At 40.8% G+C, this 22951-nt stretch carries 27 protein-coding genes; 26 read left to right on the top strand and 1 reads right to left on the bottom strand.

Going from position 1 to position 22951, the window contains the following annotated elements; genetic code table 11:
* Window positions 1-629 precede the first annotated feature (629 nt).
* Window positions 630-929 (top strand): hypothetical protein, encoded by a 300-nt coding sequence (locus tag G613_RS0113955; RefSeq protein WP_029233207.1) that lies wholly within the window; start codon window positions 630-632, stop codon window positions 927-929.
* Here G613_RS0113955 and G613_RS0113950 read toward each other — a convergent pair whose 3' ends face one another.
* Window positions 930-1376: a PH domain-containing protein gene (locus G613_RS0113950; RefSeq protein ID WP_029233206.1), complete on the bottom strand. Its 447-nt coding sequence runs from the start codon at window positions 1374-1376 to the stop codon at window positions 930-932. It lies immediately after the preceding gene.
* A gap of 222 nt (window positions 1377-1598) precedes the next feature.
* On the opposite strand from G613_RS0113950, the gene G613_RS0113945 reads away from it, so the two are divergent.
* The 25 genes from G613_RS0113945 to G613_RS0113825 all read left to right on the top strand — a co-directional run bounded on the left by G613_RS0113945 (window position 1599) and on the right by G613_RS0113825 (window position 22761).
* Window positions 1599-1805, top strand: a complete 207-nt coding sequence (locus G613_RS0113945; protein ID WP_029233205.1) for a hypothetical protein — start codon at window positions 1599-1601, stop codon at window positions 1803-1805.
* A 165-nt stretch (window positions 1806-1970) separates the two neighbouring features.
* Window positions 1971-2441 (top strand): MarR family winged helix-turn-helix transcriptional regulator, encoded by a 471-nt coding sequence (locus G613_RS0113940; protein WP_029233204.1) that lies wholly within the window; start codon window positions 1971-1973, stop codon window positions 2439-2441.
* A 44-nt stretch (window positions 2442-2485) separates the two neighbouring features.
* Window positions 2486-4249 carry an ABC transporter ATP-binding protein gene (locus G613_RS0113935; protein WP_029233203.1) on the top strand — a complete coding sequence of 588 codons (1764 nt, stop codon included), beginning with the start codon at window positions 2486-2488 and terminating at the stop codon, window positions 4247-4249.
* Between the two features lie 14 nt (window positions 4250-4263).
* Window positions 4264-6204 carry an ABC transporter ATP-binding protein gene (locus G613_RS0113930; protein ID WP_029233202.1) on the top strand — a complete coding sequence of 647 codons (1941 nt, stop codon included), beginning with the start codon at window positions 4264-4266 and terminating at the stop codon, window positions 6202-6204.
* A gap of 121 nt (window positions 6205-6325) precedes the next feature.
* Window positions 6326-6817, top strand: a complete 492-nt coding sequence (locus tag G613_RS0113925) for a hypothetical protein (protein ID WP_029233201.1) — start codon at window positions 6326-6328, stop codon at window positions 6815-6817.
* Between the two features lie 289 nt (window positions 6818-7106).
* Window positions 7107-7595 carry a hypothetical protein gene (locus tag G613_RS0113920; protein ID WP_029233200.1) on the top strand — a complete coding sequence of 163 codons (489 nt, stop codon included), beginning with the start codon at window positions 7107-7109 and terminating at the stop codon, window positions 7593-7595.
* A gap of 46 nt (window positions 7596-7641) precedes the next feature.
* Window positions 7642-8172 carry an imm11 family protein gene (locus tag G613_RS0113915; protein WP_029233199.1) on the top strand — a complete coding sequence of 177 codons (531 nt, stop codon included), beginning with the start codon at window positions 7642-7644 and terminating at the stop codon, window positions 8170-8172.
* 117 nt (window positions 8173-8289) lie between these two features.
* Window positions 8290-8844: an ECF-type riboflavin transporter substrate-binding protein gene (locus G613_RS0113910; protein WP_029233198.1), complete on the top strand. Its 555-nt coding sequence runs from the start codon at window positions 8290-8292 to the stop codon at window positions 8842-8844.
* Window positions 8845-8903: 59 nt separating this feature from the next.
* Entirely contained in the window at window positions 8904-10616 is a 1713-nt protein-coding gene (locus G613_RS0113905) for an ABC transporter ATP-binding protein (protein WP_029233197.1), read from the top strand.
* Window positions 10613-11440, top strand: a complete 828-nt coding sequence (locus tag G613_RS0113900; RefSeq protein WP_029233196.1) for an energy-coupling factor transporter transmembrane component T family protein — start codon at window positions 10613-10615, stop codon at window positions 11438-11440. The genes G613_RS0113905 and G613_RS0113900 overlap by 4 nt, the downstream gene beginning before the upstream one ends.
* A gap of 27 nt (window positions 11441-11467) precedes the next feature.
* Window positions 11468-11872, top strand: a complete 405-nt coding sequence (locus G613_RS0113895; protein WP_029233195.1) for a PaaI family thioesterase — start codon at window positions 11468-11470, stop codon at window positions 11870-11872.
* A 50-nt stretch (window positions 11873-11922) separates the two neighbouring features.
* Complete coding sequence (locus G613_RS0113890; protein ID WP_029233194.1) at window positions 11923-12459, top strand: hypothetical protein; 537 nt, start codon at window positions 11923-11925, stop codon at window positions 12457-12459.
* Window positions 12460-12614: 155 nt separating this feature from the next.
* Window positions 12615-13325: a TraX family protein gene (locus G613_RS0113885; RefSeq protein WP_029233193.1), complete on the top strand. Its 711-nt coding sequence runs from the start codon at window positions 12615-12617 to the stop codon at window positions 13323-13325.
* Window positions 13326-13424: 99 nt separating this feature from the next.
* On the top strand, window positions 13425-14063 hold the full coding sequence (locus G613_RS0113880) for an HD domain-containing protein (protein ID WP_029233192.1): 639 nt from the start codon (window positions 13425-13427) through the stop codon (window positions 14061-14063).
* A gap of 64 nt (window positions 14064-14127) precedes the next feature.
* Window positions 14128-14577 carry a GNAT family N-acetyltransferase gene (locus G613_RS0113875; RefSeq protein WP_029233191.1) on the top strand — a complete coding sequence of 150 codons (450 nt, stop codon included), beginning with the start codon at window positions 14128-14130 and terminating at the stop codon, window positions 14575-14577.
* A gap of 419 nt (window positions 14578-14996) precedes the next feature.
* Window positions 14997-15650, top strand: coding sequence for a CatA-like O-acetyltransferase, family 3 (locus tag G613_RS0113870; protein WP_029233190.1), 654 nt, complete (start codon window positions 14997-14999; stop codon window positions 15648-15650).
* Window positions 15651-15728: 78 nt separating this feature from the next.
* The gene (locus G613_RS19585; protein ID WP_155828096.1) at window positions 15729-15845 is read left to right on the top strand and encodes an SDR family NAD(P)-dependent oxidoreductase; all 117 of its coding nucleotides are present in this window, start codon (window positions 15729-15731) and stop codon (window positions 15843-15845) included.
* Between the two features lie 169 nt (window positions 15846-16014).
* Window positions 16015-16572, top strand: a complete 558-nt coding sequence (locus G613_RS0113860; protein WP_029233188.1) for a hypothetical protein — start codon at window positions 16015-16017, stop codon at window positions 16570-16572.
* Complete coding sequence (locus tag G613_RS0113855) at window positions 16572-17255, top strand: response regulator transcription factor (protein WP_029233187.1); 684 nt, start codon at window positions 16572-16574, stop codon at window positions 17253-17255. The genes G613_RS0113860 and G613_RS0113855 overlap by 1 nt, the downstream gene beginning before the upstream one ends.
* On the top strand, window positions 17252-18484 hold the full coding sequence (locus G613_RS0113850) for a sensor histidine kinase (protein ID WP_029233186.1): 1233 nt from the start codon (window positions 17252-17254) through the stop codon (window positions 18482-18484). Before G613_RS0113855 ends, G613_RS0113850 begins: the two co-directional genes overlap by 4 nt.
* 87 nt (window positions 18485-18571) lie before the next feature.
* Entirely contained in the window at window positions 18572-20725 is a 2154-nt protein-coding gene (locus tag G613_RS0113845; RefSeq protein ID WP_029233185.1) for an ATP-dependent helicase, read from the top strand.
* Window positions 20726-20839: 114 nt separating this feature from the next.
* On the top strand, window positions 20840-21316 hold the full coding sequence (locus G613_RS0113840) for a hypothetical protein (RefSeq protein WP_029233184.1): 477 nt from the start codon (window positions 20840-20842) through the stop codon (window positions 21314-21316).
* A gap of 144 nt (window positions 21317-21460) precedes the next feature.
* Complete coding sequence (locus G613_RS0113835) at window positions 21461-21697, top strand: hypothetical protein (RefSeq protein WP_029233183.1); 237 nt, start codon at window positions 21461-21463, stop codon at window positions 21695-21697.
* A 24-nt stretch (window positions 21698-21721) separates the two neighbouring features.
* Window positions 21722-22075: a hypothetical protein gene (locus tag G613_RS0113830; RefSeq protein WP_029233182.1), complete on the top strand. Its 354-nt coding sequence runs from the start codon at window positions 21722-21724 to the stop codon at window positions 22073-22075.
* 233 nt (window positions 22076-22308) lie between these two features.
* A complete protein-coding gene (locus G613_RS0113825; protein ID WP_029233181.1) occupies window positions 22309-22761 on the top strand; it encodes an Hsp20/alpha crystallin family protein in 453 nt (150 codons plus the stop codon).
* Window positions 22762-22951 lie beyond the last annotated feature (190 nt).

The raw sequence follows: 22951 nt of genomic DNA, 5'->3' as shown, positions 1-22951 counted from the left end.
AGATGTTCGAGCACACTTTCTTTTAATGCGTCCTCTTCGGCCAAAACTTGCAGGGCGGTATTAAGTATTTATAAAAGAAAATGCCATAGCTCGCAGAGCGAGCGTTAAAAAAGAGAAGAAATCTATCTTCCAAGCTAGCTTGAAGAAGTAGATTTCTTCTCTTTTTTAGGGTGCTACGCACCTATATGGCATTTTCATTAATAGATTTTTATACCGCCCTGCTTCAGACAAGTCCTCCGAGGACGCGGAAAAGTGTGCTTTTCGAACATCAGAAATTGTCATTTCCCATCTCAGACTCGCCGGGCGCAAACACCTGCTCGAATATGGGCCGAGGATGCGAGTTTTGAGCCATGGAATTTTAGACCGGGCTTTTTGAGGCCATGAACTCCCGACAAGGAGCGGTGAAAAAAATCTCTTGCGTGAGCGGAAGCCCCCCTGGCTTGTGGTGGCAGAAGCGGCCCCTGGGATGCTGGATGTGAATGGTGATAGAAAGCTCTTGGTTGCGCAGATTGTCATAATGTATTATCATAATATAGAGGAAAAATGGTCGCTGTACCATTAAAAAATGTGCAATTTGAGAAAAGACCTGGTTTGTATCGAATAGATATGAAGAAAGCGAGGTATTTACTATGTACATAGCAATGCAGACTGCCGATAGCAATGGAACTCTCAATACTGAGATATCTACATTCTACGGCATCAGGTACGATACCAGATATCGTTCAGCGATTCTTTCAACTGAGCATTTGAACCATGACTACGTAATCCCGATGGATCCCAAAGATTATGAGGATGCGGTTAAGCAGATTTTGGCAGCAATGGCATCAAATGCGCAGATGATTAATCTCGGCGAGAGTATAGTAAGCCGAGGAAGAAAAGGTGAGGCAAGACAGGTTAAACCTCAAAAACTTACGATCAGGACGTCTTGATCAGTTAAGCTCGTCAAATCCATCAACATCATGGATGTCATCAGCACCGAAGCCGATGTTCTGCATATTGACTGTTCTGCGGCGAAGTCTTGCTGATTCAGAGGCCTGGAAGAGGAAATCCTTGATTTCTCTGCCATGTTTGATGTTTTTAAGAACAATTGTCTTATCAGTTACATCTGATGTGAAAAGAGTGATGGTGCTAAGACCGGCCATTCTCTGCAAGAGTGTACGGGTGATCTCCACGTCACTGATTTTGTACATATAGCAGTCATCTTCTGTTACGGTAAAAAAGCCCTTCATAATGGTGAGAATGTTTTCTCTGATCTCATATTTGGTGAAGGTCCATGGAAGACCGAGGAAAAGAAGTCTCTTCCTCTCAGAATAACAAAGCTGTCCCTTGGCTTCTGTAGAATGAGCATACTGCTCAGGATTAACAATTTTAGTCATAGAGGCCTCCTTAAAGATTTATGTAATTATGATAGCATAAATACTGCACCTGTGGACACGGCATGTAAAGACGAGGTTATAAAAATTTTAGAAAAGGTTTATTTGACGTAGCATGGGGGCGTAAGTAGAATATACGTAGTTTTAAAGAAACCACATTTTGTAGTTATTACTTTAGAAATAGACCATATGCTACGATATATTAAGTAGAGGAAGGTATAACGTATGGATGCAAATCTTAGTCCTGAACAGCAGGCACTACTTGCCAGCATAATGGGTAAATCATCACAAGCAGGCGGAGGCGGTGGCTTTTCACCATCACAGGTTCAGCCTGCAGTTTCAGCTGCGTCGGCTGCAGCAGCACCCGCTGATCCCGGTAAGATGTTATCACAGGCTGAAATTGATGCACTCATTGCCTCAATGGGCAACTAACAAACATTCTACAATTCAATAAAGAACATGCTAGGACCATTTTCGAAAGAGAATGGTCCTTTTTTATGAAAAAAATATGAACATTGGAATATCCGATTGACAATATGTAGGAAGCTACGTATCATGAAATATGTACTTAGCTACATATTGAATTGAGAGGTGATCATGAACTGTAAAAACGAGGAAAAAGAGTTCTTTAGAGATAAAGAACACGAACCTATTAGCTTTAAGTTCAAGCTGATCCATGAAGCCTTCGCCAACATGTTTAACAGACAACTGCGGGAAGATGATATGACTTTTTCCCAACTCATGGTGGTTTCCCTATTATGGGAGAGAAGAGATGAGAAGGTAACTCAGAAGGATATTTCTGAGGCCCTTCATATCAAACATCCCACAACTATAGGCTTACTCAAAAGGCTTGAGGAAAAAGAAATGGTGAAGGTTGTGGTAGATCCTGACAACAGGAGGTACCGTAATATTGCCCTTACGGAAAAGGGTGAGAAGTTCATTCAGATGAACAGAGAAAGAAGAATCCATAACGATGAAAATCTTGTGGATGGCATGACCGAAGAGGAAATCAAAACTCTTAGAAGTCTTCTTGACAGGGTCATCGATAACATGAACAAACTCCAGTAATACAAGAATTTCGCTTAAAAAAGGTAACAAAAGGGAGAAACATAATGGTAAAGACAATATTAAAACAGGTTAAGGAGTACAAACTCCCATCCATCCTGACTCCTCTGTGCATGATAGGAGAGGTTATCTGTGAAATGATAATTCCTATCCTCATGGCTAAAATTGTGGATGATGGAATCGGGGTTAATAATCCAAATGGCGGAGATATGGGCATTATTTTAAGAGTCGGCGGAATGATGCTTATAATTGCAATTCTGGGCCTGCTTGCCGGTCTCGGAGGAGCTTATTATGGTTCAATGGCATCTACAGGACTCGCCAAGAACCTTAGAAAATCGATGTTTGACAATATTCAGACTTTCTCTTTTGCCAACATCGACAAGTTCTCAACCTCAGGACTTGTAACCAGACTTACAACTGATGTGACCAATATTCAGAATGCTTATATGATGACCCTTAGAATGGCTATGAGGGCGCCTGCGTCTCTTATTATTGCCATGGTTGCAGCATTTACTATAAGTGCCCGCCTTGCAAGTATTTATCTTGTGGCAGTAGCTTTTTTGGCCGTACTTATGGTTATTATCATGAACAGAGCGACCAAGTACTTTAAACAGGTTTTTGAAAAGTATGACGAGCTTAATGAGAGCGTTCAGGAAAACGTATCCGCGATCCGCGTAGTAAAGGCTTATGTTCGTGAGGATTACGAGAACAAGAAGTTCAAAAAGGCTGCTTTTAACATTTATAATATGTTTGTAAGAGCAGAGAAGAACCTCGTAATGATAAGCCCTGTTATGTCAGCAACAGTTTATACATGTATTCTTCTTATCAGCTGGTTTGGTGCCCATATGATAGTTGGCGGCGAGCTTTCAACCGGCGGACTTATGAGTCTTTTGACATATTGTATGTCTATTCTAATGAACCTTATGATGCTTGGTATGATCTTTGTTATGCTGACTATGGCTTCAGCCAGTGGAAAGCGTATCGCTGAGGTTATTGAGGAAAAGGCAACTATAACCAACAAAGAGAATCCTGTGATGGAAGTTGCAGACGGAAGTATTTCTTTTGACCACGTAGAATTTGCATATGATGAAGACTGTGAGCAGCCTGTGTTAAAAGATATTACGCTGGAGATCAAATCCGGAGAAACTATCGGTATTATCGGTGGAACCGGTTCTGCAAAGTCTTCCCTTGTAAACCTTATCAGCAGACTCTATGACGTTACACAAGGGGCCGTTAAGGTTGGCGGAATCGACGTAAGAGACTACGATATCGAGACACTTCGTGATCAGGTATCAGTTGTTTTACAGAAAAACGTTCTTTTCTCCGGAACAATCCTGGATAACCTTCGCTGGGGTGATAAGAATGCCACTGAAGAAGAGTGCAGACGCGCCTGCCAGATGGCCTGCGCCGATGAATTTATAGAGAAAATGCCAAACGGCTACAATACAGAGATTGAGCAGGGCGGTACTAATGTATCGGGAGGACAGAGGCAAAGACTTTGTATCGCGAGAGCCCTTCTCAAAAAGCCTAAGATCCTTATTCTTGATGATTCAACAAGCGCGGTAGATACCAGTACAGATGCCAAGATCAGAAAGGCATTTGCAGAGGAGATTCCGGGAACTACCAAGCTTATCATTGCACAGAGAATCAGTTCAGTTCAGGGATGTGACCGCATAATCGTTATGGATGACGGTAAGGTCAACGGTTTCGGAACTCACGACGAACTTCTTAAGAGTAATGATATTTACCGTGAAGTTTACGAGTCACAGACCGGAGCAAGCGGTGACGCTGACTTTGACCAGTTAAGTTGAGAGAGGATAAAGCTATGGCAGAGACTAAAGAGATAAAGGGCAGGAACGGTGGAAATCGCCGTGGCATGCCCAGACCCAAGGTTGAAAACCCCGGGAAATTATTTAAGAGAATAATGGGATATGTATTTAAATTCTATCCCATTCATATGATACTTATTGTTATTTGTATTTTTACCACTGTATTTTCAAGTGTTCAGGGAACTCTTTTTACCAAGACACTTATTGATGGTTATATTCAGCCTATGCTGGATAACCACAGCACGGACTACGGCCCGCTTCTTATGGCCATGGCAAGAGTAGCATGCTTTTATGCCATCGGTGTAATTGCGGCTTTTGTTCAGTCCTATACAATGATTTTTATCAACCAGGGAACACTTAAGAGGCTCCGTGAAGAGCTCTTTGAACATATGGAGTCTCTTCCTATCAAGTATTTTGATACACATGCCCACGGAGATATCATGTCAATTTATACCAATGATATTGATACTTTGAGGCAGATGATCAGCCAGAGTATTCCTCAGATGCTTAACTCAGCAATTACTATTGTAAGTGTCCTGGCATCTATGCTGGTTCTGAGCATTCCGCTTACAATAGTTACACTTGTCATGGTTGGTGTTATGCTGTTTTGTTCAGCTAAGGCTACCAAGGCTTCAGGTAAGAACTTCAAGGCACAGCAGGAGAATATCGGTGCTCTCAACGGCTATATCGAGGAGATGATGACTGGCCAGAAGGTTGTAAAGGTATTCAACCATGAAAAAGAGAGCGTTGAGAGATTTGATACCCTCAATGAGGAACTTTATCAGAGCGCATTCAAGGCTAATGCATATTCAGGAGCTCTTGGCCCTATCAATGCTCAGCTTGGTAATACAAGCTATGTTATCTGTGCTATTGCCGGTGGTGCTATGGCACTTTCAGGACATCCTGTATTTGGTATCACTGTAGGAGCTCTTGCAAGTTTCCTTACATTTAACAAGAGCTTTTCAATGCCTATCAACCAGGTCAGCATGCAGTTTAATTCAATCATCATGGCTCTTGCAGGTGCTGAACGTATCTTCAAGCTTCTTGATGAGAAGCCTGAGACAGATGAAGGTTATGTAATGCTTGTAGATGCCAAGGAGGAGAATGGTCAGGTTGTAGAAGCTGACCGTCACACAGGTAAATGGGCTTGGAAGCATTATCACAAGGCTGACAACACCACAACTTACCAGCCAATGGAAGGTGATGTTACCTTTAACGGTGTAGACTTCGGATATACCGATGAAAAGATGGTTTTGCATGATATTGTTCTTCATGCACATCCAGGTCAGAAGATTGCCTTTGTAGGATCTACCGGTGCCGGTAAGACCACTATTACAAACCTGATCAACAGATTCTACGACATTCAGGATGGTAAGATCAGATACGACAACATCAATATTAACAAGATCAAGAAGGCAGACCTTAGACGTTCTCTTGGTATCGTTTTGCAGGATACACATCTTTTCACAGGAACAGTTATGGAAAACATCAGATACGGTAAGCTTGATGCCACAGATGACGAGGTAATGGCAGCAGCCAAGCTTGCAAACGCCCACAGCTTTATCAAGAGACTCCCCGAAGGCTATGACACAATGCTCACAGGAGATGGTGCAAACCTCTCCCAGGGCCAGCGTCAGCTTCTTGCAATTGCAAGAGCAGCCATTGCAGATCCGCCTGTACTTATCCTTGATGAAGCTACATCTTCTATCGATACCAGAACAGAGAAGATCGTTCAGGACGGTATGGACAAGCTTATGAAGGGTAGAACAACCTTCGTTATTGCACACAGACTTTCAACAGTTCGTAACAGTGACTGCATTATAGTTCTTGAGCAGGGTCGCATCGTAGAGCAGGGAACCCACGACGAACTTATTGCCAAGAAGCAGAGATACTATCATCTCTACACCGGCATGAAGGAAGACCCACAGACCGCGTAAAATTATGGGAAATAAATGATATTAGCCCCGAAACATTATGTTTCGGGGCTTTTTATTTTGTTTGAAAGAATGTATGATAATTCATAAGTTTTCTGAACTACTGCAAGTGGGAGGAGTTGGGATGAAAAAGGCATTTATGGCAGCATTATCATTGATTATTGCTATTGGTGCAACAGCCTGCAGTAATCAAAAGGATGATAGCATGGACAGTGGATATGATACCGGTCACATTGAAGTTGATATGGAAAGAAAAGACATGGCTTCGGAAGAATGGAAGGATGTGCTTTCAGGAACATGGCAGACAGCTTCCATAGGATATGAGGCAGATGGAGAAATGCAACCGGAATACTATGTGCAGTTCGAAGGCCTGCATATAAAATACGGACATATGAAGAATGGTGAGTATATAATAGACCATACTGACGAGGTTTCCAATTTCGAGAAAATTGCACCTGGAAGATATATATTACAGGCAGAGTCATCATCCGGAGTGCAGTATACGCTAAAGACTGCCGAAAGTGATAATGATATGCTGGAGTATTATGAAACATGGAATGAGGATGAATTTCCTGATGCATACAGGGGGAGTTCCTCACTGAGTAGATGTGAATAATCTCTCCAAATGGGCTATGGGGGGTGCGAAAGTGGACTTTGCATCTAAATATGGCTCTGACTACTGAATTAGTCACTTTCTAATAATAATCAACAGCCTCGAAACTATGATATGGCACATAAAAAGCATCTAAGAAGTTGGTACCTCTAGGATTTAGTCACAATAATAAAAAATGCGATGTTGATGACTGGGAGGCACGACATGAAGTTCACCAGCCGTACGCGACAACTAGCTATGGATTATTGTATTACAGATGTATACAAAGGAAGATATTTATAACGAGGCTAATATGTATTCACTAGAAGTATTAGAAAACAGCATATTTCAAGCAGAAGACTTTGATGAGAGAATTGTTCTTGGAGAAGGCAGACATTACTATGTGCTAAAGAACGAAATACCATATTGTCAAGTAATAGCAGACCCTAATCATTTGCATATGGAAGGCATAATTTTCAAAGACTATCTCGTGATTGCCTCAGATGAAATGGTCTTGTTCATATCTCTTATTAATCTAACGGTAAAAGAAAAAGTGAAGCCGCAATACTATGTTTCAAAATTTATTGTGGCGGATGATGTGCTCTATATATTAGATTGCACAGGCATTATCGCCATAAGCTCAGAACTTGATATGCTATGGGAAAATCATGATTTGGCAGTTGATGGAGTAATTGCCACAAATTTTGCCGAAGGTGATGTTATGGAAATTTCATGTGAGATGGATCCTCCAGGAGGCTGGATAGATAGAAGAATAAGCAAAAAAGACGGAAAGATTATATAAGTATTTGGAAATATATCAAAGATACATGAGGTGATCGAGACTAGCTATGAAAATATACAAATTAAGATTTGATGGCACAAATTACAAAAACTTATATCCCTGCGAGGATAAAGACGCGGATTTTTATCGGATGTTCGATGGGACGAGTTATATTGAAACATGGGAAAAGCTTGATTTAACATATTTGGATGAAGAAGAGGGCCTTAAAGAAGGTAATTATACATATCTTTTTATGCCTATCGTTGATAAGGCTGCTCTAAACATTTTGCAGGCATTAATTGGCGAAGATGCTGAACTTTTACCGATGATGCGCGGAAATGAAGAAGTGTATGGTATAAATGTGTTGACACTACTGGATGCCCTTGATTATGAAAAATCTGAATGTGTTAAGTTTAGCGATGGAAAAATAATGGCAATCAGAAGATATGCTTTTATTGAAAACGAGGTTCAGGGAAGGCATATTTTTAAGCTCTCCGATGAATCCCACGGGGCACCTTTTGTCTCAGAATATTTCAAAAAGATTGTTGAAGAAAATGGTTTGACGGGCTTTAAGTTTGAGCTTGTCTGGGATGACTAGAATAACGAGCTCTGAGGCATTCTTTTTGTTGTACAACTGGGGGATGCCTGCTGTATAATGGTTGTGTATGAAATTTGCAAAAAATGAATATGCGTGAAGCTAGGAGGGAACTTGTGTATGAAAAAAATTCTTTCAGTAAAAACAATTGTTGCTATCGGTATTGGTGCAGCGCTGTTCTTTGTGCTTGGCAGATTTGTAGCTATTCCAAGTCCTGTACCTAATACTAACATCTCCATTCAGTATGGACTTCTTGCATTTATTGCTGCAGTATTTGGCCCTATCGCCGGAGCTCTTGCCGGTCTTATCGGTCACTTCTTTATTGACTTCAGCTTTGGTTGGGGTGTTTGGTGGAGCTGGGTTATCGCATCAGCAGTATTTGGCTGCATCATGGGATTTGTCACAATGCGCCTTAAGATTGACGAGGGTGAGTTTGGTACAAAAGGCATAATCCTTTTCAATGCAGGTCAGGCTATCGCCCACGTGATTTCATGGGTCGTTGTTGCACCTGTTCTTGATATCCTTATGTATCAGGAGCCTGCTAATAAAGTATTTGCTCAGGGTGTTACAGGAGCAATCATTAACATCATTACAACAGCTATCGTAGGAACTTTAGTATGCCTTGCATATTCCAAGGCTATTCCCAAGAAGGGAAGTCTTTCTGAGGAGAACTGATTGTATTAGTTTTTGAGAAAAAGATATTTTCATGATGGAATATCAGGAAATGAATTTTTATGGATGACATTATAGTTGAATTTAAAGATTTAGGATTTCAGTATAGAGCGCAGGCAAAACCTACGCTCTATAATATTAATCTGACTGTTAAAAAGGGAGAGAAGATTTTAATTGCAGGGCCCTCCGGATGTGGTAAATCCACTATGGCGAGCCTTATTAATGGTCTCATCCCTTTTTCTTATAAAGGAGAAATTACCGAATCTCTTTTGATAAACGGTAAAGAGTCCCGGGAAATGTCCATGTTTGATATATCCCATATTGTGGGAACTGTTCTGCAGGACAGTGATGCGCAGTTTGTAGGAATGACTGTGGCAGAGGACCTTGCCTTTGCCCTGGAAAACGACTGCGTTGAGCAGCAGCAGATGAAGAATAGGGTAAAAGAGGTTGCACAGATTCTTGACCTTGATCAGGTGCTTAGGCATGCTCCTTTCGAGCTTTCAGGTGGCCAGAAACAGAGAGTTTCTGTTGGCGGCGTAATGGCAAGTGACGTTTCTCTTTTCCTCTTTGATGAGCCTCTTGCCAATCTGGATCCCAAGACGGGAAAATCAGCAATCGAGCTTATAGACGAACTTCAGAAAAGAACCGGTGCTGCAGTTATCATAATTGAGCACCGACTGGAGGATGTTCTTCACCGTCCGGTTGACAGGATTGTTCTTATGAATGAGGGGAGGATTGTTTCAGACTCATCTCCGGATGAACTCTTATCTTCAGGGAGGCTTGCTGAGTGCGGCGTAAGGGAACCGCTTTATTTGACAGCACTTAAGTATGCCGGAATTGAGATAAGGCCTGAAATGCATCCGGCTTCACTACATGACCTGGTTCTTTCTGAGCAGGATAAAGAGAAGGTCCGAAGCTTCTTTATGCAGAATCAAAAGGGCAAAAGAGCTTTAGCGGATGACAATCTGTTAGCGGTAAAAAATCTTTCTTTTACCTATGAAAAGACCGAAAAGCAGACCCTTAATGATATCTCTGTAGATATCGGCAAGGGCGAGATGGTGGCTATTGTTGGTACCAATGGTGCCGGTAAATCCACCTTCTCCAAGGTTATCTGCGGAATGGAAAAAGAGAGCGTTGGAGCGATTTCTTTTAACGGAAAAGACTTTTCTGATTACTCCATAAAAGAGCGTGCAGAGCATGTGGGCTATGTTATGCAGAACCCTAATCAGATGATATCCAAGGTAATGATCTTCGATGAAGTTGCCTTTGGACTTAGGCTCCGTGGAGTTTCGGAAGAGGAAGTAAAAAGAAAAGTAGAAAAGGCACTTGAAATCTGCGGCCTGTACAAGATGCGTAATTGGCCAATTTCTGCACTTTCCTATGGTCAGAAAAAGAGAGTGACGATTTGCTCTATCTTGGTTTTAGAGCCTGAGATGATGATTCTTGATGAGCCTACAGCAGGTCAGGACTACCGCAATTACACCAGAATCATGGAGTTTTTAAAGAACCTTAATGACAGGGGAATTACCATTGTCATGATAACCCATGACATGCACCTTATGCTGGAGTACGCAGACAGGAGCATTGTCTTTAACGATGGAAGAATTATTGCTGACAAGACCTGTGCAGAGGTTCTGACAGATACGGAAATTGTTGATAAGGCGAGCCTTAAAGAGACCAGCTTGTATCATCTTGCAGGAGAATGTGGAATAGGGGATGCTGCAGGCTTTGTCCAGAGCTTTATTGATTATGAGAGGGAAAACGTCAGAAAATGAACAATCTCTTTAACTATATAGAAAGAAAATCACCTATACATGACCTTACGGGGGCAACTAAGCTGGTGTGTCTGTTTTTGTGGAGCTTTGCAGCCATGACAACCTATGACACAAGGCTTCTGGTAGTTCTGGCAGTTCTTGGAATAGCTCTTTTCCCGGTGGGCAGGATAAGGCTTAAGGATGTGTCATTTATGCTTTGGTTTACCCTGGTTTTCCTTGTGCTTAACACCATTTTGGTTTATGTTTTCTCACCCCATCATGGAACAGAGATTTATGGATCCTGCACTTATCTTTTCGGACTGTCAGGGTACTTTGCGCCTACAGCGGAACAGCTCTTTTTCCAGCTTAATTATATTCTTAAATATTTCGCCACGATTCCTTTTGTGCTGCTGTTTGTGTGCACCACAAATCCAAGTGAATTTGCGGCATCACTTAATAAGATCGGGGTGAGCTATTCAGTTTCATACTCTGTGGCGTTGGCACTTCGCTACATTCCTGATATTCAGAAGCAGTATCATGAGATCAGCCAGGCATCCCAGGCAAGGGGAGTTGAACTTAGCAAGAAGGCATCGCTGGTAAGTCGCCTTAAGTCCGCATCCGCGATTCTGGTGCCGCTTATCCTTAGCAGTATGGACAGAATTGAGATCATATCTAACGCCATGGAGCTTAGATGTTTTGGCAAGAATAAAAAGAGAACCTGGTACATGGCACAGAAATTCAAGGTTCTGGATTATGTTTCAATGATAGTGTGTGCGCTGCTACTGATTGCATCGCTTACACTGACACACATAAACGGAAGTAGATTTTTCAACCCATTTAAATAAATGGGATTTGTTAGGAGGAAAGAGAGAATGGGAACATTGGAGGAAGCGCGTAGTATCTTTTCCAAGGATCTTTATGCTACGGAGTTATCGGGAATTGAGATTGATGAGATTGGAAAAGACTATGCGAAGTGCAGCATGAAGCTTACAGAAAAACACAAAAACGCCTATGGCGGGATTATGGGCGGTGCAATTTATACTCTTGCGGACTTTGCTTTCGCTGTAGCGTCTAATTATGAAAAAGAACAGGCCACAGTGAGTCTTGTGGGACAGTCAAACTTTTTATCGGCAACAAAGGGAAGTATTCTCTATGCGCAGGCGCGGCTATTAAAAGATGGCAGCAGGAACAGCTTTTTTGAAGTAAATGTGACAGATGACCTGGATAAGCTGATTGCAGTGGTTTCCTTTACCGGGGCCCATGTGCCGTTCAAGTGATGCACTTTGGTTTATGAATGAGAATGAAAGGCATTAGGAAGGGGATAACAGTGAGAACACTATTTATTGGAAACAGTCATACATATTTCAATGATATGCCCAAAATTTATGCAGATATTTGCAAAGAAAACGGTATTGATATGCAGGTGACAATGCTCACAAAAGGCAGAATGGGATTTGATTATCACGCGGACAATGAGCAGACAAGATTCAATATTCTTTTTGGGGATTACGATTATATTATTCTTCAGCATGTGGCTCATCCTATGGGAGAGTTTTCTGTCATGGAAGAAGCTGCAGACAGGATAATGGAATGGATTAAACAGACATCCGCAAGAGCCTGCTTTTACATGACTTGGACTGAAGAAGACAATGAGGCATTTCAGGAAGAGATGTCAGCCAGATACAGGAAGCTTGCCGAAAGGTACGGCTGCATGGTCGCACCGATTGGAGAAAAATGGTGGTCTCATATTCACGAGCATCCGGAAATCGACCTGTATTACAAGGACAGGAGACATGCGTCCCCAGAAGGTTCAAGGTTGGCTGCCCAGACAATCTATGACACACTTTTCGGTGGTGAGAAATAAAGACAATCCGTTCTTTAGAGATTGAAGAAATTAGAAATTTGACTAAGGCGAGATAGCGGAATTCTTGATTCAATACTTGAGAACAAAACAATTATGAATACAGTTACTAGTTTGTTCAAATAAGGCGCATGGAAATAAAGTGATGAGGGATGCGTATGGAAAAGGGTAAGGATATACGAATCTTAGATGGAACAATGTTAAAGATCATCGCTATGGTAGCTATGGTCTTTGATCATGTGGGCGATATGTTTTATACGGAATTGACGTGGCCAAGGATGATAGGGCGTCTTGCAATGCCGCTTTTTTCGTTTTGTATTGCAGAAGGCTACATTCATACAAGAGACAGAAAAAGATACATTTTACGACTCGGTATATTTGCCCTGATAAGCGAAGTGCCTTTTGATCTGGCTTTTGAAGGCAGGATAAACCTTACTCATCAGAGCATAATGCTTACATTTTTTATCGCTGTGTTAGCACTGATGTTCTTTGATTTCATTCGTGGAGACAAAAGTGAAGATAAAGGAAAGTACAGTATAGGAAGAACGGTTTTGGGAGTGCTTTCAGTAATTGTGATGGCAATTGTTGCGTTACTTCTTAAAGCTGATTATACGTTTTTTGCTGTAATAGCCGTCTTTTTGTTTTATGTATTTAAGGACACAAGACAGCTTCTCAGAACAGGAGTGGGAGTGGCATTTTTGGCTCTCACAAGGACGATGGGGTATTATTGCACCACAGGACTTAGCATAATTCCGCTTCTTCTCTATAATGGGAAAAAGGGAAAGGGGCTGAAATGGCTCTTTTATGCTTTCTATCCGGGGCACTTGCTGGTTCTTTATATGATAAAAACGATGCGAATGGGGTATTGAAGTTTTACTAGTTAGATATATCGAATAAACTAGAAGAATCTTTTCGATGAAATCATTGAAGAGATTAACAGGATATTTTTGGAGGAGGCGTTGGGGATAATGTTGCCGACAATAGATGAAGCTTTACATGAATTAGAGATAGCAGGACAGATAAATCCCGGACCTTGGGTAAAACACTCAATTAATACGGGAGTTGCGGCTAGAAATATTGCTGAAAAAGTACCGGGCATGGATCCGGAAAAGGCATATATAGTCGGCCTTATGCATGATATAGGCAGAAGGTGCAAATTTGGCTTTGTTGATATTCCCACACATGTTTATGAGGGATATAAATACTGCATGGAAAAGGGCTGGGATGAGGCTGCCAGGATTTGTATGACTCATTCTTATCTTTTGATGCAGGACGAAGTTGACTATGAACCTGAAACCGAGAATGAAAAGGCAATTAAGGAATATATTATGAAATGCGAGGTTGATGATTACGATAAGCTGATTCAGCTGTGTGATTCCCTGGCTGTGGACTACGGATTTGTTATTCTTGAAAAGAGGTTCGTAGATGTAACCAGAAGATACGGAATCATGGAGGGGTACATTAAGGGATGGGAAGTGGCCTTTAGTATCAAAGAGTATTTCGAAGAAAAAATGGGATGTTCAATCTATGATGTACTCCCTGACATTGGAAAAACAACACTTCTGACCCCTAAGCCCTGGAAACCGCCGGTGAAGGAAGTCAGCTAAAGAGGAAAGGGATTATAGACTCGGTAGGATAGGATTTTTTTGATAGTGTAAAGGGTTAGCCCAGATGATAATCGAATTAAAAGAACTAACAGATGAAAATCTTGAAGAATGCCTGAAACTCAAAGTGGCCAAGGATCAGGAGCAATATATTGCCTCCAATGAAGACTCATGGAAAACGGCAAAAGAAAATGAAAATATCGCTCGTCCTTTTGCTATATACTGCGATGGGAAAATGGTGGGATTTACAATGTTTGCTTTTGATGAAGATTACGAGGATCCTAATGACAGGTATTGGCTATGGAGACTAATGATTGATGAAAGCTTGCAGGGAAAAGGCTACGGAACTGCTGCAATGAAGACAATTATCCAATACTTTAAGGATAATGGGGCAAACAATATACGTCTGTCTACCAAGGAAACAAATACAAACGCGCTATCCATGTATCGTAAGGTAGGATTCAGAGATACAGGAGAGATGAATGAAGAAGAACTGGTTCTTCAGCTTGATTTTTAATTCCAGGAATTGTAAAAGCGGTTTATATTATGTTGGGACAAGAAAAACTGACGGGTAACATAAGAAAATTGAATTGAGATTATGTTGATATGATGAAATCTTGCAATTAACATAAAAAAATTGATTTGAAATTATGTTAAGACAAGGAAATCTTTTAGCTAGCATAAAAGATGTAGCTAATTCTTATGTTTGCTGGAAAAAAAGATTAATCTAACATAAATAGTCTGTAAAAATCTTATGTTAAAAAGAGAAAAATTCCAGAACAGCATAAAAATGAACTGCCTATATCAAAAAGTTGAGGGATAGAGGCAGAGTAGAATGCAAAAAAGCAATGCCGCTATTGCAAGATTAAGAATAGTATTAGAACAAAAGATAATAGTAAGATATATTCGAATAAATCCAAAGTACGGGGATTAATAATGAATTATAAGATCGTTGATAAAGAAAAATATTACAGGAGCGGAGTATTCCGACACTTCACTGAGGACTGCAAGTGCTCAACCTCTATGACTTCAAGAATAGATGTTACGGATTTGGTGGAACATTCCAAGAGGACGGGAACCAAGTTTTACATCAACTTTCTGTATTTGTTGTCAAAGGTTCTGAATTCAAGAGACGATTACAAGATGGGATATCTTTGGCAGTCTGATGAACTGATCTGCTATGATAGCATTAATCCGATACAGTATGTTTTCCATGAAGATACGGAAACCTGTACGCCAGTGTATACCACTTATTACGAAGATTATAATGAGTTCTACAGGAATGCAGTAAGTGATGTGGAAAATGCTAAGAAAACCAGAGAATATGGACTGGATATAATTAATCATCCCAATTGGTTTGATGCCTCCTACATTTCATGGCTTTCATATGATTCGCTGAATATCGAGCTTCCTGATGGGTACCTGCATTTTCCTCCCATTATCAACTGGGGTAAATACCGAGAGGAAAATGGAAGACTTATGATGCCGGTCAGCGTTCGTTTGAATCATGCTATAGCTGATGGTTTTCTTGTAGCAAATGTTTATAGATTGCTTGAAAAAGAAATGAATCTATTCATAAACAATACTTGAAGATAATTGGTAGAAAAAAGGAGAGACTTCGATAAAAAGAAGAAAAGAAAATCCGGAAAAAAGATTGGAGATAATAAATTGAAAACAGCAGTTATAACAGGAAGTACCAGGGGCCTTGGATATGAGATGGCTAAGGTTTTTGTAAATAATGGTTGGAATGTGGTTATCAACGGAGTTAATGAAGGCAGCCTTTAGATTTATGACAGCACCATTTAGTAAAAGAAACTTTTTTGATTAAGAAATAATATTCATATTTTAATCTGATTTTAATCTTTCAAAAATCTTATATTAATCTTGGGTATGTATCATTTCAGATATCAAATAACAAACAACAAATGAATATCTGAAAGGAAGGTAATGTATTATGGAAAATTTTGAAATGGTTGAAAAGCTCAGAGAGAAGACAGGTGTATCCTACGAGGAAGCTAAAAAGATCCTCGAGGAAAAGAACTACGACATGCTGGATGCTGTAATTGAACTTGAGCGTCAGGGCAAGGTAGTTGCTCCAAAAGATGGTGCTTACACAGCCGGAGCAAGTCAGGATATGGAAAACGTTAAGAAGTTTGCAGATGCTCAGAAGCAGTATGAAAAAGACTGCAAGAAGACCAGCTTCAAGGAGTTTTGCAGGAGTCTCGCAGATTTCTTCAGGGTATTGTTCCGCAAGAGTCTTGAGATTGACTTTAACATAAGCAAGGACAACAAGAAGGTTGCAAGCGTACCACTTCTGGTACTGATACTTCTTTTGATCGGATTCTTCTGGATCACAGTTCCGCTTATCATCATAGGTCTTTTCTTTGGAATAACCTATAATTTTTCAGGTGTAGACAAAGTAGTCGTAGATGTTAATGAGGTTTGCGACAAGGCATCCCAGACTGCTGAGAATATTAAAAACGAATTCAAAAAGGAAGAAGAACAGAAATAATGAGCAAAATACTAATCGTAGAAGATGAAGTACAACTGGCACGTTTTGTCGAACTTGAACTTATACATGAGGGAAATTCTGTAGATAAGGCAGAGGATGGTAGGACAGGCCTTGATATGGCTCTCTCTAACGATTATGATCTGATTCTTTTAGATGTTATGCTGCCGGGCATCAATGGCTTTGAGGTTCTAAGGCGCGTAAGGGCCAAAAAGGAAACTCCTGTTATCCTGGTTACTGCAAGAGATGCGGTAATGGATAAGGTATCGGGCCTTGATGCCGGAGCAGACGATTATATCACCAAGCCTTTTGCTATTGAGGAGCTTCTGGCACGTATCAGAGTAGCTCTTAAAAGAAAAGGCTCATCAGTAACAGCATCCAGACAACTTACTATAAACAAAGTCACAATAGATCTGGACAGACATGAAGTATGCGCTGATGGAAATCCTGTGGAGCTCACCAACTACGAGTTTGAGCTCCTTAGGATCCTTATGGAGAATTGCAACATAGTACTTGATAGAGAACGTCTAATTAACGAGATCTGGGGCTATGATTATGATGGTGAAACCAATGTGGTTGATGTCTATGTCAGACATCTTCGCACCAAAATAGATGATAAATACGGCATCAAGCTTATCCAGACGGTAAGAGGTGTCGGATACGTCATAAAAGAAGGGCAGCTATGAATAATGTAAGTAAACGTACATCATCAATAGCAAGAGGAATTAATACAGCTTTCTGGTTTAATAAACTGAAAGCTTTTTTTACAGTGGATTTACTCATTGTTTTGGCTTCATTTGGACTGTTTGGTTATAACAGTTTCCAGACGCTTCCTGAAGGCGAATCAGTCAGAAGCTTTTCTATAACAGGCGATAGCTACAAAAATGTTGTTCTTAACTTTTTTACGGACAACTCTTCCTATAGTTTTCCTATGCGAGAGTATGTCTATTTTACGGGAATTATCCTGATTGCGGTTGCAGCCTATCAGCTTCTGAACCTCTTATTTTCTTTTACCCATACTGCAAAAATCAGAAGGAAGCTCCGACCTTTAAATGAACTGGCTCTTAAGGCTGAGGCTATTAGTGAGGTTCCACTTGATACAACCAAATTTGAAGAGCTGGAAGAAGCCATTTTGAAGGTTCCTGCCGACAAAAACGGAGCCAGGATATCAACAGGAGACCAGGATCTTGCCAGCATAGAAGCTGCGCTTAACAGTCTGCTGTACAGGATGCAGGAAGCAAGAATGCAGCAGGCAAGGTTTGTTGACGATGCTTCCCACGAACTTCGTACTCCTATTGCTGTTATTCAGGGCTATGCCAACATGCTGGACCGCTGGGGAAAAGATGATCCGGCTGTTCTGGAGGAATCCATCACGGCTATCAAGAATGAGTCAGAGAATATGAAAGAACTCATTGACCAGCTTCTTTTCCTTGCCAGAGGAGATAACGGACGTCAGAAGCTGTCCATGGAAAAGCTGGATCTATCTGATGTGATGAGAGAGGTGTGGGAAGAATCCATGATGATAGATTCGGATCACAAATATCTTTATGAGGATAGTGAGAATTGTTACATAAATGGGGACCTTGCCATGATCAAGCAGTCTATCAGGATATTTGTCCAGAATGCTGCCAAGTATTCCGACAAGGGCAACACTATTAAACTTTCTGTTAAAAGAAATGGCGATAAGATTTCGTATATTGTTCAGGACGAAGGCATTGGTATGGCCGGCGAAGAACTCAGCCATATCTTTGAGCGCTTCTACAGATCCGACAAGGCCAGAAATTCATCAACCGGTGGTTCAGGTCTTGGGCTTTCCATTGCCAAATGGATCATTGATGCCCATCAGGGCAGCGTAGAAGTCCTCTCCAGACTTGAAATAGGTACAAGAATAACAGTTTCTTTCATGGGATGTTAAAGGTACCTTCTGCTTGCAATACAAAACGTTTGTTCGTATAATTAAAATATTATAAGAACAGTTGTTCACCAAGAGGATTGTATTGCAATGGAATTATTAGAGAGTTTAAATAAGTCCCAAAAAGAAGCGGTAACTTCTACGGAAGGATATATTCGTGTTATAGCAGGGGCGGGAAGTGGCAAGACCAAGGCGCTTTCCACCCGTTTTGCATATCTTGTTAATGGCCTCGGTATTATGCCGGGGCACATTCTGTGTGTAACTTTCACCAATAAATCAGCCAATGAGATGAGACAGAGAATCCACGCTCTGACCGGAGATAATGATACCGGTTATATCAATACGTTTCATGGCTTTTGTGTGTCGGTATTGCAGGAAGATTCCCATGCAGTCCAGTACCCCAAGAATTTCCTTGTTCTTGATAACTCTGATATAGATGACATGCTCAAGATCATTTACGAAGAACGTGGTCTTTCTCTTCGTGACATGACCTTTAGTTCTGCACGGGATATGTTCGAGATGCGCAAGCTTTTTGACGAACCGGAATACTATATGGATATGCTGACCATGCCGCTTGAGACTCTCAAGGATAAGTATGACTCTGCTACAGAGGTCAGGGATATCCTCTTCTACGGTTATTTATATCAGGAAAAGAAATGCTTTGGTCTGGATTATAACGACCTTATCAAGTTTTCTTTGTATATCTTTAAGGAAAATCCGGATATTAAACTTAAATGGCAAAAGAGACTGGAATACATCATGATCGATGAGTTTCAGGATATAGACAGTCTTCAGTATGAGCTTATGGAGGTTCTTGCAGGGTATCACAAGAATCTTTTTATAGTGGGGGACCCGGATCAGACTATTTATACCTGGCGCGGAGCCAACGTCAAATATCTCCTTGATTTTGACAAGGTATTTCCAAATGTAAAAACTATCCTTATGAATGACAACTACAGGTCAACGCCACAGATTCTGTCAGCTGTTAACTCGCTAATAGACAAGAATAGATTCAGGATTAAAAAGGACCTTTGCGCAACACTCCCAAGCGGAGATAGTGTTCTATGCCATCTTGCCCCCAATACTTCTGATGAAGCTGAATGGATAGCAGGGGAAATTCTGGCACTTAAGAGCTATGGTATCAAGTATAGGGATATGACTATTTTGTATCGTGCTCACTATGTCACAAGGACCATAGAAGAAGGTCTTATGAAGGAAAAGATTCCGTATACCATTTATTCCGGAGTGCAATTCTTTGGAAGAGCAGAGATCAAGGATGCGCTCTGCTATCTTAGAATGCTTGTTTATAGGGATGACATTTCTTTCAGACGAATTGTGAATGTGCCTAAGAGAAACCTTGGTAAAAGACGTATGGCCTTTCTGGAGCAGTACTCAAGAGATAAGGGGTGCTCGCTATATCAGGCGCTGTATGAAAACCTTGATAATGAGCTTATTAAGGGGACAAAGGCGTCTTCGTTTATTGATCTGATAGAGCGTTTTTCAGAGAGCTATGAAGGACTTCCTGTATCAGAAGTACTGGCTAAGATTTTAAATGACAGTGGCTACGAAGAAATGCTCCGCACTGAGGGAGCACAGGACAGGCTTGATAATTTGGCAGAGCTTAAGCAGTCTGTTTTTGAATATGAGACTACCTGCGGCGAGGAAGTGGGGCTGGAAGACTACCTCAAGCATATAGCTCTTTTTACAAATGCAGATTCCGACTCCGGGCAGGATGATAAGGTCAAGCTGATGACTGTTCATGCAGCCAAGGGACTTGAGTTCCCTTATGTATTCTTATGTGGAATGAACGAAGGCATTTTCCCATCAAGGAAGGTGCATACTCTTGAGGGTATGGAAGAGGAGCGTAGACTTGCTTTTGTTGCCATGACCAGAGCTAGGAAAAGGCTCTTTATCTCAGAGGCAGGGGGTAACACCTTTGAGGGAATTCCAAGGTATCCTTCCAGGTTTATCATGGATATTGATCCTAATCTCCTGGAGTTTACAGAGAAGCCTGATGGGACCATGATGAGTGCAGTTCGCAAGTTTATAGAGAATGACTCAAGGCATCTAAAGGGGGCAGAGAAGCTTGACCTTTTGGAAAAAGGACAGAGGGTTAAGCATGCAATCCTGGGAGAGGGAACGGTTCTTGATATCGATACGGATGAAGAATGCTATTTGATTAAATTCGATGAAATGGGCACTCCAAGGCAGATTTCCATGAAGGTGAATCTTAAGAAGATATGACTTTCTTATATCGCTACCACCTCTGAATTAGTATATATGTGTCATTAGTATGTTATCATTATTACGATGGCTATGTCAGGGGCACTGATGTAGGGTAAATAGAGGGGAGAATTTATGAAAAAACAAAAGATTTTGGTGGCACTAATTATAGGAGCTGCCATGGTTTTGACTGCATGTGCCAAGGAGAATGATTCAGAAACAGGTTCTTTATTTGAACCGACGGAAAATGTCTCCAGGCAGGAGGAAGCAGATCATTCGGAAGAGAAAACTGAAGTTATTACAGAAGATCAGGCTTATAACGCAGTAATCAACTACTGTAAGGCTACTAACCCTGAATTTGACGAAGGGGGAAATGCCGAAGGATATACGGAGTATTGGGATGTTTCAACTAATGAAAACGGTGAGATTGTAGTTTTGTATCGTTCCTATACTGCCGCGCAGATTCGCTACTATGTGAATCCAACCTCCGGTGAAACATATGTTACGGAGTATGTTCCAGGCATAATAGATGAGGAACAAAGGACTGACGAGACCTTTAACATCAGGGATTATCTGGAGGCTGGTATTACACAGACTTCTTCAGGGAATTAGACCAAGGCTGATGAAAGAAATAGAACAGTGGCTTACCGCAGACATGATATTGGAAGCATGTCTGCTTTTTTGTGGTATAAACGCAACAATGTTAATTTATTATATGTGTTAAGATTAAAGATACTATTAGAGAGGAATGAATGTATGGAAAACTCAAAAAATACTACATGGAAAAAAGCCCTTGTTATTTGCTTGATAATTGTGGGAGTGCTGATAGCAGGAGGCTGTTTGTTTTTAATGTTTGCTGACTTTCATTTCGTGGCTCTTCTTTTCCAGTTATTCATCCCTATATTATTTATGGAGTTTTTGCCTATATTGCTTGTTATTGGGGGATTGATAATTGTATTGCTGCTGATTTCCTCAAGTAAAAAAGATCAGTAAAGCAAAGCTTTTGGAGGGGAGCAGATGAAAGACAACCGGAAAATAGGAAAGCTTTATACAGGAATTGCAGTAGTTTTATTTGCTCTGTTCTGGATAGTGCTTATTTTGTTTGGACTAACAGGTAATGCTGTAAGTCGTTATGTGCTGGGGTTATTTAAGAATGATAGTATGTACCTGATTGTGCTAGGTATTATCCTGATTTCACTGCTGCTCATAGGGGAGATCGTTAGTAATAAAGCGAGAGAGTATTCGGAAAATAACCTGGTAAGTAAGATTGTTTACGCCGCTTTTTGGGTAACTATAGGACTTTGCATTTTAGCAGTCATTCTGTTCATCGTATTTGTTGTGATGATGGTTTTGTCAGGGTCACTTATGTAGGATTTATACTGATATATTAATTTTGTATTGAGGAATACAATATCTTTTTATCCAAATTAGCACTCTCTATTGACGAGTGCTAATCATGGTGTTATACCATAAGTAGAACAAAGGAACAGAGAAGACCGTTAGGACTTTAAGATTCCAATTCTAAGATTCCGATGATCTGAACCCTCCGTCCCAATGCGAAGTAACAGTTAATCAATTGTTATTATGCAAAGGAGGTAAGCATTATGTTAGCACCTAGTATTTTTGAAGAGAATTTTATGGATGACCTGTTTGGATTCCCTTATATGAAGGAATTCGACAACATGGAGAAAAAACTCTATGGCAGAAAAGCATCAAGGATGATGAAGACAGATATCAGAGAAAAAGATGACAATTATGAAGTTGTCATTGATCTGCCGGGCTTCAAGAAGGAAGAGATTGAAGTTGAACTTAATGAGGGTTACATAACAATCTCAGCATCCAAAGGACTTGATAAGGATGCTAATGATAAGAAGGGTAAACTTATTCGCCAGGAACGTTACGCAGGCGCAATGCAAAGAAGCTTCTATGTTGGCGAGAACATTGAGAAGGAAGATGTAGAGGCAAACTATAGACACGGTGTTCTGACACTTACAATTCCTAAAAAGGCTGCTGAGAAGAAGGTTCCGGAAAAGAATCTTATAGCAATTGAAGGATGATGTTATAACTAATCCAATCCCCTGTCACTCATATAGTGGCAGGGGATATTTTTATCTTATAGGAAATTCCTCCGGAATTCCTATAAGATAAAAAACGCTCCGCGAGGATGCGCACTCGCGCGATAGGAATATGTTGCATAAATGCAACCGCGCTCGGCGCGAGAATGCCGCAAGCGGCATTCTTTCTTGT

Source organism: Butyrivibrio sp. VCB2006, assembly GCF_000420945.1.
Taxonomy (GTDB): Bacteria; Bacillota; Clostridia; order Lachnospirales; family Lachnospiraceae; genus Butyrivibrio.
Note: the sequence above shows the minus strand (reverse complement) of the source record. Positions and strands in the feature narration are given on the sequence as shown.

Coding starts and splice junctions, on each gene's coding strand:
- G613_RS0113935 (WP_029233203.1), top strand. CDS start 2,486: ATGGTAAAGACAATATTAAAACAGGTTAAGGAGTACAAACTCCCATCC.
- G613_RS0113950 (WP_029233206.1), bottom strand. CDS start 1,376: ATGACTAAAATTGTTAATCCTGAGCAGTATGCTCATTCTACAGAAGCC.
- G613_RS0113840 (WP_029233184.1), top strand. CDS start 20,840: ATGAAAAAACAAAAGATTTTGGTGGCACTAATTATAGGAGCTGCCATG.
- G613_RS0113920 (WP_029233200.1), top strand. CDS start 7,107: ATGTATTCACTAGAAGTATTAGAAAACAGCATATTTCAAGCAGAAGAC.
- G613_RS0113845 (WP_029233185.1), top strand. CDS start 18,572: ATGGAATTATTAGAGAGTTTAAATAAGTCCCAAAAAGAAGCGGTAACT.
- G613_RS0113955 (WP_029233207.1), top strand. CDS start 630: ATGTACATAGCAATGCAGACTGCCGATAGCAATGGAACTCTCAATACT.
- G613_RS0113895 (WP_029233195.1), top strand. CDS start 11,468: ATGGGAACATTGGAGGAAGCGCGTAGTATCTTTTCCAAGGATCTTTAT.
- G613_RS0113835 (WP_029233183.1), top strand. CDS start 21,461: ATGGAAAACTCAAAAAATACTACATGGAAAAAAGCCCTTGTTATTTGC.
- G613_RS0113885 (WP_029233193.1), top strand. CDS start 12,615: ATGGAAAAGGGTAAGGATATACGAATCTTAGATGGAACAATGTTAAAG.
- G613_RS0113925 (WP_029233201.1), top strand. CDS start 6,326: ATGAAAAAGGCATTTATGGCAGCATTATCATTGATTATTGCTATTGGT.
- G613_RS0113870 (WP_029233190.1), top strand. CDS start 14,997: ATGAATTATAAGATCGTTGATAAAGAAAAATATTACAGGAGCGGAGTA.
- G613_RS0113930 (WP_029233202.1), top strand. CDS start 4,264: ATGGCAGAGACTAAAGAGATAAAGGGCAGGAACGGTGGAAATCGCCGT.
- G613_RS0113825 (WP_029233181.1), top strand. CDS start 22,309: ATGTTAGCACCTAGTATTTTTGAAGAGAATTTTATGGATGACCTGTTT.
- G613_RS0113875 (WP_029233191.1), top strand. CDS start 14,128: ATGATAATCGAATTAAAAGAACTAACAGATGAAAATCTTGAAGAATGC.
- G613_RS0113940 (WP_029233204.1), top strand. CDS start 1,971: ATGAACTGTAAAAACGAGGAAAAAGAGTTCTTTAGAGATAAAGAACAC.
- G613_RS0113905 (WP_029233197.1), top strand. CDS start 8,904: ATGGATGACATTATAGTTGAATTTAAAGATTTAGGATTTCAGTATAGA.
- G613_RS0113850 (WP_029233186.1), top strand. CDS start 17,252: ATGAATAATGTAAGTAAACGTACATCATCAATAGCAAGAGGAATTAAT.
- G613_RS0113915 (WP_029233199.1), top strand. CDS start 7,642: ATGAAAATATACAAATTAAGATTTGATGGCACAAATTACAAAAACTTA.
- G613_RS0113910 (WP_029233198.1), top strand. CDS start 8,290: ATGAAAAAAATTCTTTCAGTAAAAACAATTGTTGCTATCGGTATTGGT.
- G613_RS0113945 (WP_029233205.1), top strand. CDS start 1,599: ATGGATGCAAATCTTAGTCCTGAACAGCAGGCACTACTTGCCAGCATA.
- G613_RS0113900 (WP_029233196.1), top strand. CDS start 10,613: ATGAACAATCTCTTTAACTATATAGAAAGAAAATCACCTATACATGAC.
- G613_RS0113830 (WP_029233182.1), top strand. CDS start 21,722: ATGAAAGACAACCGGAAAATAGGAAAGCTTTATACAGGAATTGCAGTA.
- G613_RS0113855 (WP_029233187.1), top strand. CDS start 16,572: ATGAGCAAAATACTAATCGTAGAAGATGAAGTACAACTGGCACGTTTT.
- G613_RS0113860 (WP_029233188.1), top strand. CDS start 16,015: ATGGAAAATTTTGAAATGGTTGAAAAGCTCAGAGAGAAGACAGGTGTA.
- G613_RS0113880 (WP_029233192.1), top strand. CDS start 13,425: ATGTTGCCGACAATAGATGAAGCTTTACATGAATTAGAGATAGCAGGA.